The sequence below is a fragment of the Streptomyces sp. NPDC087901 genome (genome assembly GCF_044742205.1).
GTDB lineage: Bacteria > Actinomycetota > Actinomycetes > Streptomycetales > Streptomycetaceae > Streptomyces.
The window spans coordinates 641,894-656,697 of the sequence record NZ_JBIUUC010000002.1 but is presented as its reverse complement, the minus strand read 5'-3'; the positions used below and the strand labels follow the sequence as shown (position 1 = coordinate 656,697).

Here is a 14,804-nt window from a genome sequence, read left to right as displayed (position 1 = left end):
ATCGAAAAGCCCGTGGCAGTACGGGTCGAACGGGTGTGAAGGGGGCGGACCTGTGCGTCGCTGGGAGTACGTCGAGGAAAGTGCGTCGAAGTTCTGGGAGACCGGGGCGGACGGCGCCGTGGTGACCGTTTCCTACGGGCGCTGCGGAAGCGAGGGACGTACGCAGACGAAGGAGTACGGATCCGCGCAGGCGGCGGACGCGCAGGTGGCGAAGTCGATCGCGGAGAAGGAACGCAAGGGGTACCGGGAGGTGGGGGCGCCCGCTTCGGTGCCTTCGGCGGCGGGTCCGGGTCCGTCCTCCGGGCCGGGGACGGGCGAGGCGGGTGACGGGGGCCGGGAGCCCGCAGCTCTGCCCGACGAGGACACCTTCGTACTGCCGGTCGGCTGGCGGCGTTCACTTCACCCCCGTCGGGGCGGAGTGGTGCGCGCTCCCGGCCGGGCCCGGAAGAAGGAGCTGGACGCCGTCGACGGCCGGACAGCCGAGGAAAGTGCGTGGATCCAGGAGTTCCTGGACGCGCCGGGCAGCGATGCGGGGCTCGTGGACCACGTACGGGTACACCTCGCCGGCAGCCGCTCGCCGGCGGGGGCGGCCGCGGTGGCCTCGATCGTCGGACTCGTCTCGCCGCATGCCGGTTCCTGGGCCGACAGTTGGGTGCGACTGGGCGGACTGCCGTTCGCGGCCCGGGCCACGGTGGAGCTCTTCCTGACCGAGGCCCACTGGATGCAGAGGGGTGCCAGGCGCTACGACCCCTGGCTGGAGGCCCGTACCCGAGCCCCCCAGGCCCACTGGACGCGGGCGTGCCGTCCGGCCGCCGACCGGGTGCGCTCGCTGCTCGCCGCGGCGGACGAGGAGACCTACCGGGCCACGGTCGAGGCGCTGGCCCGGTGCCGCACCGACGCCTACCGCAGGATCATCACGGCCTATCTGGCACCGAGCGAGACCGACTGGGTCGCCGGACTCTGCGCGGATCCCGAAGTCACCACGGAACAGGACGACGCCATCCTCTCCCTGGCCTTCTGCGCTCTCAACTCCGCGGACCAGGCGCGGGCGTTCACGCACAAGCCCGTCATCAGTCACAGCACCGCCCTGATCGCGACCGTGGCCGAGGGCATCGGCGCCGCCGTCGCCCCGCTGCTGGGCGAGGACCTGCAGGACCACTACTTCTATGCGGACCTGGTGAAACAGGTCGCCAACGCCCTCGTCGAGTTCCCGACGGACGAGGCGTTCCTCCTGCTGCTCGGCCACTCGGACACCAAGCACGTCCGTCCCGCCCTCATGGAGGCGATGCACCGCTATCCGGTACGGGGGTTGCGACTGCTCACCGAGGAGGTCCGTGACCACGGCGGTACGGCGTCGGGCATCTCGCGCCAGTTGCTGACGGGGCACATCGCCGCCCACCGGTCTCTCGTGGAACGGGTGCGGCCGACGCTGGACAGCGACCTGGCGGAGATCATCGAACCGCTCCTCAACCCGGCGAACCGGATCGCCGACGCACCTGCCGGCACCCTGCCGGCCGTACTGACGTCCCCGCCGTGGACCCGGCAGCCGAGCACGCCGAAGCCCACGGTCGTGACCGGTCTGACGGCTGTCGGCGAGCCCGCGGTGCAGTGGCTGCCCGGCGAACGGGAGCAGTGGGCCGCCTGCACCAGCTGGTACACCCGCCGGCACGGTGACGGCGACTGGGAGAAGGACGTCGCCGCGCTGCGCCATCCCCTCGACGCGCCGAACCTGCAACCGGCGTGGGTCTATGTCCACGGCCCCGAGGAGCTGGTCACGCCGCTGCTCGCCACCTGGGATCCGACGGACCTGTGGGACGGCTCGGACACCCTCAAGCCGATTCTCGCCCGCTTCGGTCTCGCAGCTCTCCCGCTGCTGCTGCGCGTCGTGCCCCGGCAGCCGAGTTCCCTCGCTTCGCTGTTGCTGCCCTTCGTGGACGAATCGGTCGCCCGGCACATGGCCGACTGGTCGGTACGGCTCAAGTCGATTGCGGCCGACGCCCGTTCCTGGTTCGAGCGGCACGGTGTCCGGGCCGCTCCGATGCTCGTGCCCGACGCAGTCGGCAAGGTCGGCCGGGCGCGACGCGCCGCCGAACAGGCCCTGGTCCAGATCGCCGCGCTGCACGGCGATGCCGTGGTCCGCGGTGCCGCCGAGGCATACGGCGCGCGGGTGGCGGACGCGGTGGCCGAGCTGCTGACGGCGGATCCGCTGGAGCGGGCGCTGCCCGCCGTCATGCCGACGGTGCCGGGGTGGGCGGATCCGGCGCTGCTGCCGCAGATCACCGTCACGTCGGGCGGCGCCCTGCCGCCGGAGTCCGTGCGCCATGTACTGACCATGCTCGCGATGTCCGGACCCGGTGAGCCGTATCCGGGTCTCGGTGATGTCATGCGGGCAGCGGACGCCGCCTCGCTGGCCGAGTTCGCCTGGGCGCTCTTCGAGCAGTGGCGGCTCGCCGCTCTGCCCGCCAAGGAATCGTGGGCGCTGTACGCCCTGGGCCTGCTGGGTGACGACGGGACGGTGCGCCGGTTGACACCGGTGATCCGGTCCTGGCCCGGCGAGGGCGCCCACCATCGCGCCGTCGAGGGCCTGGACGTGCTGGCGGCGATCGGCAGCGATGTCGCACTCCTGCATCTGCACGGCATCTCCCAGCGAGTGAAGTTCAAGGCCCTGAAGGTCCGGGCGACGGAGAAGATCGCCGAGGTGGCAGCAGGCCTCGGGCTCACCGGGGAACAGCTGTCCGACCGACTGGTGCCCGACTTCGGCCTGGACACGGATGGTTCCACGGTCGTCGACTACGGTGCCCGGACGTTCACGGTGGGCTTCGACGAGCAGTTGCGGCCGTACGTCCAGGACAGCGACGGCAAGCGCCGCAAGGACCTGCCGAAGCCGGGCGCGCGGGACGACGCGGAATCGGCTCCGGCCGAGCACAAGCGGTTCATGGCCCTGAAGAAGGATGTGCGGACGGTCGCGTCCGACCAGGTACGGCGGCTGGAGGCCGCGATGGTGGCGGGCCGGTCCTGGACGGCGCAGGAGTTCGGCGAGCTATTCGTCGCCCATCCGCTGCTGGGGCACCTGGTGCGGCGCCTCGTGTGGCTGAGCGAGGAAGACGGGGAAAACACCGCGTTCCGGGTGGCGGAGGACCGTACGTTCGCCGATGCCGAGGACGAGACCTTCGTTCTCTCCGTGAAGGCGACCGTGCGCCTGGCCCATCCACTGCACCTGGGCGAGGAGTTGACCACCTGGTCGGAGCTGTTCGCGAACCACGAGATCCTGCAGCCGTTCCCCCAGTTGGGGCGCGCCGTATTCGCACTGACCGAGGAGGAAGCCGGCAACCACCGCCTGACCCGCTTCGAGGGGCTCAAGGTACCGACGGGCAAGGTCCTCGGCCTGGAGCGCCGCGGCTGGGAACGCGGGGTGCCGCAGGACGCGGGGGTGGAGCGCTGGATCTCCAAGCGGCTCGGCGACGACTGCTATCTGGTCATCGCGCTGGACACGGGTATCGCGGTCGGCGTCGTCGACATGTTCCCCGACCAGACCCTGGAGACCGTCTGGCTCGGCACGCAGCCCGGCGACTACTGGCCGCGCCGCAGTTATCAGCTGCGCTTCGGCGGGCTGGACGCGGTGACCGTGTCCGAGCTCCTCGCCGACTTGGCCGGACTCGCCTGACGACCTCGTGCACGATAGGCATCGCCGCAGGTCAGCGGCTTGCGTCGTCGCGGCGCCCGAGCCGTTGACCTGCACGGATGCAGCGACGTCTCCTATCGTGCGTCGGCGGGACGGACAGCGCTGCGGCCCCGTTGCAGCGTCCGCCCCGCCGAGGTGCGGTACGCCAAGGTGCGGTACGCCGAGGAACTGGCCGGGCTCCGGCCGCTGACCGTGATTCACGGCCGCCGGGCTGGAGCTCAGCCTCGCGCCGCGCAGCGGTTGTCGTCGGGGGCCCGCAGGCGGGACCAGCCGCTGCCCGTTGGAGGAACTCACTCGCAGGGGGCGCGGCGCCACCGCGACGCCTGGCCGGCGGCTCAGCTCCATGTCCTGGTCAGCAGCGAGTTCCTGGCAGCGGAGGACCGGATCCGGCCTGATCCGGTCCGAACCGAACCGGTCCGAACCGGTCCGAACCGGTCCGGAACAGGCCCGACCCAGAGGCTCTAATGCAGATACGAGAGCTCCGGATGGGCCTTCGTGTAGCCGTCGACCAGCCGGCGGGCGACCGAGACGGAGTCGACCAGCGGATGCAGCGCGAAGGCCCGGACGGCATCGGTGCGTGATCCGCTCGCTGCCGCGTCGAGCACCGCGCGTTCCACGGCCTTCACCGCAGTGACCAGCCCGGCAGCGTGGTACGGGAGCGGATCGACGGCGACGGGACGGGCGCCGTTCGCGTCGACGAGACACGGCACCTCGATGACGGCGTCCGCGTCGAGCACCGAAAGGGTGGTGCGGTTGCGGACGTTGAGGATGAGGGACGTCTGTTCGTTCCGGGCGACGGCGCGCATGAGGGCGAGCGCGACCTGCTCGTAGCCACCGGAGTCCAGATCGCTCTCGTCCCGCTCACCCGCCCCCGCGACCTCACGGTTCTCCGACATGTACGTCGCCTCGCGCTCGGCGCGGGTGCGGTCCCAGGTGGCCAGCGCGGGCGTGGCCGGGTCCTTCATCCGGCCGTAGAAACCCTCCTGCTGTTCGCGGAGAAAGGCCCCGCGGGTCTGCTCCGCCTCCTGGTAGGCATGGACGGCCTCACGGTTGAAGTAGTAGTAGTGCAGGTACTCGTTGGGGACCGAGCCCAGGGAGCGCAGCCAGTCGGCGCCGAAGAGCCGGCCTTCCTCGAAGGAGCCGAGCAGTTCCCGGTCGGCGAGCAGGCGCGGGAGTTCGTCGCGGCCCTCGACGTACAGCCCGCGCACCCAGCCGAGGTGGTTGAGGCCGACGTAGTCGATCCGGGCCCGGTCGGGGTCGGCGCCGAGCACCCGGGCGATGCGCCGGCCGAGGCCGACGGGTGAGTCACAGATCCCGATGACTCGGTCGCCGAGGTGACGGGACATGGCCTCGGTGACCAGGCCTGCGGGGTTGGTGAAGTTGATGACCCAGGCCTGCGGGGCGAGCCGGGCGATGCGCCGGGCCAGATCGACGGCGACCGGCACGGTGCGCAGCCCGTAGGCGATTCCGCCCGCGCCGACCGTCTCCTGGCCGAGCACGCCCTCGTCGAGGGCCACCCGTTCGTCCGCGGCCCGGCCCGCGAGGCCGCCCACCCGGATCGCCGAGAAGACGAAGTCGGCGCCGCGCAGGGCCTCGTCCAGTTCGGTGGTGGCGACGACGGCGGGCGCGTCCGGGATTCCCTCGGCCTGCTCGGTGAGGACCCGGGCCACGGCAGTGAGCCGGTCGACATCCGTGTCGTAGAGGGTGACGGCCGAGACGCGGCCCTCGGCGTGGTCGGCGAGCAGCGCCCCGTACACCAGTGGTACCCGGAATCCGCCGCCGCCCAGAATTGTCAGCTTCACGCTTCCGCATGGTACGTGGGGTGATCGCGCGGGGCACCGAGCGACCGGCAGGTCTGTCCCCGTGGTCAGTGCGTCCGGACCACGAGCACAGGCCGACCGGTGCGCCCGGACCACGGGGACGGCCCGGCAGCGGGGACCCGCGGGTCCGCCTCCACCGGGCTGTCGTTGTCAGGCGCTCCCGGGTCAGTAGCCGTTCCACCAGCGGGTCACGACGCGCCACAGCCTGGCCGGGGCCGCGGGCCTGCGCTGCTGCGGGATCATTCCTGTCGCGGAGCCGCCGCCCGACCCTCCGTCGACGGATCCGTCGACGGCGACGGTCGCCCCCGCCGGGCCCGCACCGGCCGCTGCGCGGGCCGGTTCCGCCGGGACCGGGGCGCGTACCGGGGTCGGTGCCGTGTGCCGTACCGCGGAGTGCACCTCCCAGTCCTGGCGCGACGGGTTCGGCTTGCCCATGGAGGGCGGTTCCCGGTCGTCCTGCGGGGGGCGCGGCGCGAAATCGGCGGGGAGTTCCACCAGGTGGCGGCCCATGAAGTTGCCGACCCACCGGAGTTCGCTCTCGTCGACGGAGAGTTCGAGGTCGGGCAGGCGCATCAGCAGGGCGTCGACGCCCACGTCCGCGATGGCGCGTCCGATGTCCTGACCCGGGCACTCGTGGGGTCCGCCACTGAACGCGAGGTGGGCGCGGTTGCCCTCCATGCTGGCGTTCAGGTCGGGCCGTACCACCGGGTCGGTGTTGGCCGGGGCGATACCGATGATCAGCGCGTCGCCCGCCTTGATGCGCTGCCCGCCCAGCTCCGTGTCGCCCACCGCCCACCGGCCGAAGACCGCGGTCAACGGCGGTTCGTCCCACAGGGTCTGCTCGACCGCCTCGGGGACGGTCATGTGGCCGCCGCTGAGCCGGGCCCGGAAGCGCGGATCGGTGAGCACCATGCGGAGCACGTTGGCGATCAGGTTGGTGGTCGCTTCGTAGGCGGAGATCAGGATGACCCGCAGATGCTCGGCCAGTTCCTTGTCGTTCATCTCGGCCGGGTGCTCGACGAGCCAGGTGGCGAAGTCGTCCGCGGGTTCGCGGCGGCGCCGCTCGACGAGGCGGTTCAGCGTGTCCAGCACATAGGCGTTGCTCTCGACTGCGGTCGCGGTGCCCCTGGTCATGTCGCGGGCGGCCTGCACCATCCGGTCGTTGTACTCCTCGGGCATGCCGATGATCGCGCACAGCACCATCATGGGCAGCCGCTCGGCGAACTGGCTCACCAGGTCGGTGCGGCCCTCCCGGCAGAATTCGTTGACGAGCCGGCTGCTGTAGCGGTTGACGTGGCGCCGCACGCCACGGGTGTCGATCCGGCTCATGGCGTCGGTGACAGCGCCACGCTGACGCTCATGGGTGGCGCCGTCGGCGAAGACGCAGACCGGCTGCCAGGTGAAGATCGGGGCCAGCGGGTGGTCCGGTGCGACAGTGCCGTCCTGCAGGGCCCGCCAGCGGCGCGAGTCGCGGGAGAACTGCGAGGGCGTACGGGTCATGTGCAGGTTCTCGCTGTGCCCGAGGACGAGCCAGGCGGGTACGTCGCCGTGCAGCAGTACGGGTGCCACCGAGCCGTGTTCGGCGCGCAGTTTCCCGTACAGGCCGTGTGGGTCCTGTTCGGCCTCGGGGCCGTAGAGCCGTCGCAGGCCACCGGGGCCGATGCCGAGGCCGTGGGCCGGGCACTCGGGGGGCGGAACCGGCCCCGTGGCCTCGCCGGGCTCGTAGTGGAATGGGGTTGTCACGATCGCTCCAGGGATCAGGCTGCCAAGGGCCGGACGAATGGGGTACGCGGTGGGGGCGCGCGGATCGGTTGCGGGCTGGGCGTGCGGGCATCGCGTGCGGCGACGTCAGCCGAGCGGGACGGCCAGGCTGTGCAGATAGCGCATCAACGTCATGAGCACATCGCGGCTGGAGGCGCGCAGCCGGGCGTCGCAGTCGATCATCGGGACCTCGTCCGGCAGGTCCAGGGCGCTGCGCAGCGCCTCGACGGGATGGTTCGGCGCATCGGGGAAGGTGTTGACGGCGACGACGAACGGCACACCGCGCTCCTCCAGCCGCCCGATGACGTCGAAGCTGACTTCGAGCCGGCGGGTGTCGATGAGCACGACGGCGCCGAGTGCGCCCTCGAACAGTCCGTTCCACAGGAACCAGAAGCGCTCCTGGCCCGGGGTGCCGAACAGGTAGAGGATCAGCTCCTGGCTGATGCTGATCCGGCCGAAGTCCATGGCGACGGTGGTGGCGGTCTTGCTCTCCACCCCGAAGTTGTCGTCCACGCCGACGCCGGCCTGGGTCATGGTCTCTTCGGTGGTCAGCGGCCGGATCTCGCTGACCGAGCCGACCATGGTCGTCTTGCCGACCCCGAACCCGCCGACGATCACGACCTTCACCGCGGCGGTGGCCGTGGTGGGGAGGACGTCCTCGCTCCGGGGGCCCGTGATCGTGTCAGAGCTTCTGAAGTCCATGCATCACCGCTTCGAGGAGGGACCTGTCCGGGAGGGTCGCGCGGACGATGGGCGCGCGCGATTCGATCAGTTCCGTGGCGAGCAGTTCGGTGAGGAGCGAGGTCACCACGCTGAAGGGCAGGCTGAGGTAGGCGGAGATCTCGGCGACGGATAACGGTGCCTGGCAGAGCCGCAGGATCACGGCCTGCTCGGGCTGGACCGTCGGTTTCGGTTGCGACTTCGAGACCACCATCGTGACCAGGTCGAGCGCTGCCCGCTCGCTGCCGTCGGGATCGCCGGTGATGACGTACAGCCGTTCCGGATCGCTCAGTGCCGGATCGGCCTTGCGGCGTTCTCGTCGGGAAGAACTCATCCGGCCTGCCCGTCGTGTCGGGGCGGGCTCGTGAGGTGGGCGCCGATGCGTACGACCATGTCGCGCATCCGCGCTCCGACGAGTCCCGCGTCGACCGTCTCACCGGCGAGCACCGCGAGATAGGCGCCGGCACCCGCGGCCATCAGATAGAAGAAGCCGCCGGTCACCTCGATGACGACGAGCCGCATTCTGCCGTCGCTGTACGGGATTTCCGAGGCGACCGCGGCGGCCAGGCTCTGCAGCCCGGCGCAGGCCGCCGCGAGCCGGTCGGCGACGTCGGGGTCGCCGCCGTGCCGGGCGATGCGCAGGCCGTCCGCGGAGAGCACGACGATCTGATGGATGTCGGGGACGTCGTCGGCGAGCTCTTTGAGCATCCAGTCCATGTTGCCCCGCTGCTGGATCACTTCAGGTCTCCCTTGTCCCACGTATCGTCAGAGTCTTCGTCTGCCCTGGGCTCCTGGGGCGTGCCGTTGGCGGCCTTGGTGAACGCCTCCAGCCAGATCCCGGGCGGCGGTTCCTTGCCGTTGGCCTGGCCGTTGCCGTTGCTCCGGCCGGCACCGGATTCCGTGGTCTGGGCGGGAAGGTTGTGCGAACCCAGCGGTGCACGGCCGCGGCTGCGACGCTGCGGGAGTCCGCCCGAGGTCCACTCGGTCACCACCGGGACGTCGTCCGCCATGGCGACGGCCGGGGCGGCCGGGCGGGTGTCGGGTGCGACCGGTCCGGTGGCCGGGCGGGCGGCGACGGGCTGCGGCTTGCGATGGGAGCTGCGGGCCGGGACGACGTGCTTCATGTCCGCGAGGTCGATGTCGCTGGTGGGCCGCGACGTGGCGCCGATGCCGTGGGCGATACCGGGAGCGGGTCCGGTGGTGATCATGGCACGGGGCACGATGAGCACGGCCCGGACACCGCCGTACGCGGACTGCCGCAGGGAGACCTGCAGGTCGTACATCCGCGACAGCCGGCCGACGACCGCCATACCGAGGCGGGGTGACTCACCGAGGTCGTTCATGCTGGAGCCGGCCTGAGCCCTGGCGAGCATGTTCTCGGCCCGGGCCCGGGCCTCCTCGCTGAGACTGACGCCGCCGTCCTCGATCTCGATGGCGATGCCGGTCTGGACCTCGACGGCGGTGACGTGCACGCGGGTCTGCGGCGGCGAGTACCGGGTGGCGTTGTCGAGGAGTTCGGCGCAGGCGTGGATGAGCGGTTCGACCGCGGTGCCGATGATGGCCACCTTGGCGATCGAGTGCAGATCGACGCGCGGGTATTCCAGGATGCGCGACATGGCGCCACGCAACACGCTGAACAGCGGTACGGGCTTGGGCCACTGACGGCTGGGGCGGGCGCCGCCGAGCACCGCGATGGAGTCGGCCAGCCGGCCGATCAGCGCGGTGCCGTGGTCGATGCGGAGGAGGTCGTCGAAGACGTCGGGGTTGCGTCCGTGGTGCTCCTCCATCTCCCGCAGTTCGCTGGCCTGCCGGTGGACGATCGCCTGGACACGACGGGCGACGTTGACGAAGGCGCGCTGCGCGGAGTCACGCGTCGCCTCCTCGTTGTCGATGATGTCCAGCACGGTGTAGACGAGGGCGCGCTGCGCGTCGGGGAGATGTCGGTAGGCCTCGTCGCCGTCCACGACGTCCCGCAGCACCTCGTCGGGCGAATTGCCCACGCGCAGACGGTGGATCGCCGCGGGGAGGAGCTCCTTGCTGATCCGCACGGTCTCTTCGTCGTGATTGGCGATGCGCCGCTCCAGTGCGGTGACGCGCTGCTCGTAGTGGGCGCGCTGCCGCCGGATCCTGCGTGAGCGGCGGGCGAGTTCGGCGGTGAGCACGGCGACCACGACGGTGGCGAAGACGCCGCACCAGACGACTGGTATCCGCGCGGCCTCGGCAACCAGCGCCACGGCGGCCGCGGTTGCTCCGGCCATCACGACGACGGGCAGCAACACGGCGCGGACGACAGGTGTTTCTCGGTCGATCGGCGGTGATTCGACACGAACCATCTAAAACCTCTGGCGGTTGATTCGGGAGGTAATCAGGAGGTACGGCGCTTGCAGGGCAGTAGGGAACAAGCGCTCGAATTCATATCAACTCGGCTTCACTGTGCGTGAGCTTAGTCAGATCGAAACAGGGCTTCGGCACATTCACCCAACCCCCTGCGCGAGCGCTCCCGCGGTAATACACTCACGAGTTTTTGCACGCACCGCCAACAGACGTGTGCGGGGAGTGACGAGGTGGAGGGAGTGGAGCAAATCGCCTGCGCTTGTCCTCTCCTGAGGGACGGAAGCGAGCCAATCGCCGAGCGCCGACCGGCTCTCCCCGCTCAAGCAGTACGGCAATCAGCACCGCAAGCAGTACGGTCAAGGCGTGATCTGCCGAGCAATCCGACTTCAGGGCGATCCTTCATGTCCCACAGGGAGGGACAAGGGCACATGTGATCGAAGCGGATCGAAAGGAGCAGATTCATGACCACCGCAAGGGTGCAGCGCAATCCGGGGCACGAAGGGGAACACACATCTCATGGGGCCGACGCGGGGCTACACCATCGAATCCCTCGACACCGGCCTCCGGCTGATGCGGCTGTTCCTCACCCATGACTCACTGACCGTCTCCGAGGCGGCCGACCTGCTCTCCATCGGCCGCTCCACCGCCCACCGGGTCCTCAGCACCCTGGAGGGGCGCGGATTCGCGATCCGGGAGGCGTCGGGGCGGGGCTACTCGGCCGGTCCCGAGCTGGTGCGGCTGGGCCGCCCGGCCGGGTTCGGGGCCCCCGTCCGGGAACAGGTCGGTGCGGTACTGGAGGACGCCCTGCTGCGTACGGGTGAAACCGTGCTGAGCGCCGCCCTGATCGGCGATCAGGTCATCGTCACCGACGGCCGGGAGTCCTGCCATCCGGTGCGGGTCATGCTGGAGCGGGACCGCACCCGCCCCGCGCACGCCACGGCAGGCGGCAAGTTACTGCTCTCCCGGATGACCACCGAACAGGTCTGCGCCGTGTTTCCGCGGGAGCGGCTGGACGCGGTCACCCCTCACACGCTCACCTCCCGGCCGGAGCTCCTCGCCGAACTGGCCCGGACCCGTGAGCGCGGATACGCGCTCAGTCGCGGCGAGTCGGTGCAGGGCATGAACGCGGTCGCCGTACCTCTGACCGGTTCCACCTGGCGTGACCGGCTGGCACTGGCTGCGTGCTCACCGGCCGGCCGCGGCGACGACGAGGCACTGGAGCGCCGCGCCGGGGAGTTGCTCCGCTCCGCCGCGCTGTCCGGCACGACCTAGTAGCCCGGCGACTGTCCCGCACGGCCGAGTAGCCCGGCGGCTGTCCGGAACGACCGGGTGGCCGGCAGCACGCCGGGTAGCCCGGCGGGTCAGCGGCGGGCGCCGCCGATGCGGCCCTCCAGCTGGACCAGCAGCTCGCTGAGTTGTGCGCTGAGCCGGTCGCGGGACTCCGCGTCGAGACCGGAGAGCAACGCGCGTTCGTACGCGAGCTGCTTGGGCAGCAGTCCGTCGACCAGTTCGCGACCCTCGTCGGTGAGGCGGACGAGCGCGACCCTGCGGTCCCGCGCGTCGCTGCGGCGGTCGATCAGGCCGCTCTCCTGGAGGACCCGGAGGCGTTTGGTGACGGCGGCGCCGGAGGAGAACGTCTCCCTGGCCAGTTCGCCCGGGGTGAGTTCACGGCCGGTTCGCCGCACGGCGCCCAGCAGGTCGAACTCGGCGCGGGTCAGTCCGGCCGCCCGCAGCGGCGCGTCCTCGGCCTGCTGGAGCAGGGCGGAGCAGCGGTTGATGCGGCCGATGAGTTCCATCGGCCCGGTGTCGAGTTCCGGGTTCACGGCCTGCCACTGCCGTACCACCGAGGCCACGATGTCGTCGGTCACACCGCTCCGTTCTCCTGGGCCGGGGCGATCATCCCCTGCCGTGTCGCTGTCGCCGCGAGCGTACGGTGTCCGGCCTGCTCGGCCGCGAGCACCGCCTCCTGCGGCAGGGCGCGCTGCCACCATTCACCGGCCGCTGTGTCGTCCGCCTCGCGCAGTTCGACCAGGGATCCGGTGAGCCTGCGGCGTGCCGCGTCCAGCGCGGCGGGCGTGGGCGTGGGGGCCGCGAGGGTCTGCACCGCGTGGGCGCGGGCCTGCTCGGCGGCGGCCAGGGCCTTCTCGACGCGGCCGGTGGCGCGGCGGTTGGTGACGAGCGCCGCGGCGAGGAATCCGACGGCGGCACCGATGACGGTGTCGAGGACCCGGTCGCCGATGAGTTCGCCGGCCGGGTGGCTGCCTGCGTACTCCAGGACGAGCAGCGCCATCGGGGTGACGGCCACGGAGCCGAGCCAGTAGTTGCGGGTGATCAGGGCCTCGGCGGCGAACCCGAAGAGGAGGCAGAAGCCGATCAGGGCCAGCGGGTCCATCCTGGCGACGGGGAGCACGGCCGCGAAGACCAGGACGCCGAGCAGGTTGCCGAGGGTGCGCTGCAGGGTGCGGTTCCAGGAGAGCGTGACGTTGGCCTGGTAGAGCGAGGCGGCGGTCACGATCGCCCAGTAGGGGCGGCCGACGCCGGCTGCGGAGCAGATGTACCCGGCCAGGGCGCAGCCGATGAGTGTGCGGGCCGCGACCGGCAGCAGCGGGGAGCCGGGGGCGAGGCGGTGCACCAGGGCGCGCAGGGCCCCGCTGTGGGAGGTGCGGCGCCGGGCTGCGCGTTCGGCGTCGACACCGAAGAGTTCGGCGGCGGTTCCGGGGGCGGGCGCGGGTGTGGGGACGGGACCGCGGGACCGCGTCTGCCGGGCCCACTCGCGGAGCCGGCCGGCGTACTCGGCCGTGTCCCCCGCGCTCGCGGAGAGCGCGGTTTCGGCGTGGACGACAAGGCGTTCCAGGGCGCTGCGTACGGGGGTGGGCCGTCCGGCGGCGAGGAGGGTCTGCCAGGCCGCGTGCACGGCGGCGACCGCGGCGCGGCGGGTTCGGTGGTCCGGCTCGGCGACGTAGGCCGCTGCGGCGTTCAGGGCGCGGGCCGTGGCGCGGCGCTCGGGTCCCTCGCGGCGGACCAGAGCGGGGGCGACGGTGACGAGCCAGGACACCGCACCGGCGCCGAGGGTCAGGGCGAGGTGGCCCGGCACCTGGCCGATCTCCTGCGGGGTGAACAGGGCGGCGGAGCTGACGAAGGTGAAGATCACCGGTCCGGGGGGTCCGATGCGGGTGGCGTCACAGAGCAGCTTCTGGCCGGCGGCCAGGAGTGCGCCGACGGCGATCAGGACCGCGGTCGAACCGGTCAGTGAGGCCGTGACCAGGGAGACCGCCAGGCCGGCGAGCATGCCGAGGACGACTCCGACGACGGTCCTGGCGCGGCGGGCGTACGGCAGATTGTGGCCGTACAGGGCACAGAGCGAGCCGGCCATCGTGTACATCACGAGGTCGAGGCGGTCCAGGGAGTACAGCACCAGGTTGGGGATGGCCGTGGCCACCACCACGCTGATCGCCGGCTTGAACCACATGTCCGAGGGCCGGGCCAGGCGCAACGGCGCCGCCAGCGTGATTCTGCGGACGGAGGGCTGCCGGGACCGGATGCTTGTATTACTCACTCAAATACTTTAGCAGGTATTACACATGTAAACGACTTAATCGAGTGGCCCCTCCCCCGATGGCCCGCCCCGGCGCACGGTCTTAGCGTTCAGCTGTGCCAGGAAGCCATGCGCACATCGAGCCACGCACGGAGGAGTCCGAATGAAACTCACCGCACCGGTGCCCGGCGGTCCCTGCTGGATCGAGCTGAGCACCTCCGACGTCCCGGCGGCCAAGTCCTTCTACACCGCTCTCTTCGGCTGGCAGACCGAGACGGATCCTCGCGAGGAGGCCGGTGGCTACACCATGGCGCACCTGGGGGACGCCCGGGTCGCGGCACTCAGCCCCGTGTACCGGCCCGGGCAGCCGCCGGCCTGGACGGTCTCGTTCGCCGTGGAGGACGCGGACTCGGTGGCCGAGAAGGCGAAGGCAGCAGGCGGCTCGCTGCTGGCCGGCCCGATGGAGGTCTTCGAGGAGGGCAGGTTCGCCGTCCTCGCGGACCCGTCCGGTGCGGTGTTCTCCCTGTGGCAGGGCCGCGCTTTCGCCGGCGCCGACCTGTTCAACGAACCGGGCGCGCTGGGCTGGACCGAGCTCGTCACCCGCGAGAGGGAGCAGGCGCTCGCCTTCTACGCCGACGTCTTCGGCTGGACGGCCAGGGCCTCGGAGACGTACCCGCAGTGGGGTGTCGGCGGGGAGGACTTCGGCGGCCTGCTGACGATGGACGAGAACGTCCCGCCCGAGGTGCCGCCGCACTGGCTGCCGTACATCGCCGTCGCGGACGTCGACGCGACCGCGGCCACTGCGCAGAGCGGGGGCGGTGACCTGCTGATGCCCCCGACGGACATCGCGCACAGCCGCAGGATCGCCTTGGTGCGCGACCCGCAGGGCGCCGTGTTCGGCATCTACCGGGCGGGCGACGAGGAGCAGTCGCGGCCTGGATAGTCTCCCCGC

11 protein-coding genes are annotated in these 14,804 nt (G+C 71.3%); 3 read left to right on the top strand and 8 right to left on the bottom strand.

Going from position 1 to position 14,804, the window contains the following annotated elements; all coding sequences use genetic code 11:
- The first annotated feature begins 52 nt into the window (after positions 1-52).
- The gene (locus ACIOEW_RS08320; protein ID WP_401962488.1) at positions 53-3,664 is read left to right on the top strand and encodes a DUF4132 domain-containing protein; all 3,612 of its coding nucleotides are present in this window, start codon (positions 53-55) and stop codon (positions 3,662-3,664) included.
- A gap of 479 nt (positions 3,665-4,143) precedes the next feature.
- Here the strand turns inward: ACIOEW_RS08320 and ACIOEW_RS08315 are convergent, their stop codons facing one another.
- From ACIOEW_RS08315 to ACIOEW_RS08290, 6 genes are all read right to left on the bottom strand, one after another.
- Positions 4,144-5,484 (bottom strand): 6-phospho-beta-glucosidase, encoded by a 1,341-nt coding sequence (locus ACIOEW_RS08315; protein ID WP_401962485.1) that lies wholly within the window; start codon positions 5,482-5,484, stop codon positions 4,144-4,146.
- Positions 5,485-5,667: 183 nt separating this feature from the next.
- The gene (locus ACIOEW_RS08310) at positions 5,668-7,245 is read right to left on the bottom strand and encodes a cytochrome P450 (protein ID WP_401962484.1); all 1,578 of its coding nucleotides are present in this window, start codon (positions 7,243-7,245) and stop codon (positions 5,668-5,670) included.
- 105 nt (positions 7,246-7,350) lie between these two features.
- On the bottom strand, positions 7,351-7,965 hold the full coding sequence (locus ACIOEW_RS08305) for a GTP-binding protein (RefSeq protein ID WP_401962481.1): 615 nt from the start codon (positions 7,963-7,965) through the stop codon (positions 7,351-7,353).
- Positions 7,946-8,317, bottom strand: a complete 372-nt coding sequence (locus ACIOEW_RS08300; protein WP_326740158.1) for a DUF742 domain-containing protein — start codon at positions 8,315-8,317, stop codon at positions 7,946-7,948. Before ACIOEW_RS08300 ends, ACIOEW_RS08305 begins: the two co-directional genes overlap by 20 nt.
- Complete coding sequence (locus ACIOEW_RS08295) at positions 8,314-8,721, bottom strand: roadblock/LC7 domain-containing protein (RefSeq protein ID WP_148016885.1); 408 nt, start codon at positions 8,719-8,721, stop codon at positions 8,314-8,316. The genes ACIOEW_RS08300 and ACIOEW_RS08295 overlap by 4 nt, the downstream gene beginning before the upstream one ends.
- Positions 8,718-10,316, bottom strand: coding sequence for an ATP-binding protein (locus ACIOEW_RS08290; protein ID WP_362541958.1), 1,599 nt, complete (start codon positions 10,314-10,316; stop codon positions 8,718-8,720). The genes ACIOEW_RS08295 and ACIOEW_RS08290 overlap by 4 nt, the downstream gene beginning before the upstream one ends.
- A gap of 517 nt (positions 10,317-10,833) precedes the next feature.
- On the opposite strand from ACIOEW_RS08290, the gene ACIOEW_RS08285 reads away from it, so the two are divergent.
- Entirely contained in the window at positions 10,834-11,589 is a 756-nt protein-coding gene (locus ACIOEW_RS08285) for an IclR family transcriptional regulator (RefSeq protein WP_401962477.1), read from the top strand.
- A gap of 89 nt (positions 11,590-11,678) precedes the next feature.
- Here the strand turns inward: ACIOEW_RS08285 and ACIOEW_RS08280 are convergent, their stop codons facing one another.
- Together ACIOEW_RS08280 and ACIOEW_RS08275 are read right to left on the bottom strand one after the other, a co-directional pair.
- Positions 11,679-12,185, bottom strand: a complete 507-nt coding sequence (locus ACIOEW_RS08280; RefSeq protein WP_362541964.1) for a MarR family transcriptional regulator — start codon at positions 12,183-12,185, stop codon at positions 11,679-11,681.
- A complete protein-coding gene (locus ACIOEW_RS08275) occupies positions 12,182-13,873 on the bottom strand; it encodes an FUSC family protein (protein WP_401962474.1) in 1,692 nt (563 codons plus the stop codon). The genes ACIOEW_RS08280 and ACIOEW_RS08275 overlap by 4 nt, the downstream gene beginning before the upstream one ends.
- 142 nt (positions 13,874-14,015) lie before the next feature.
- Here ACIOEW_RS08275 and ACIOEW_RS08270 point away from each other — a divergent pair, with 142 nt between their 5' ends.
- The gene (locus tag ACIOEW_RS08270) at positions 14,016-14,795 is read left to right on the top strand and encodes a VOC family protein (RefSeq protein ID WP_401962472.1); all 780 of its coding nucleotides are present in this window, start codon (positions 14,016-14,018) and stop codon (positions 14,793-14,795) included.
- Positions 14,796-14,804 lie beyond the last annotated feature (9 nt).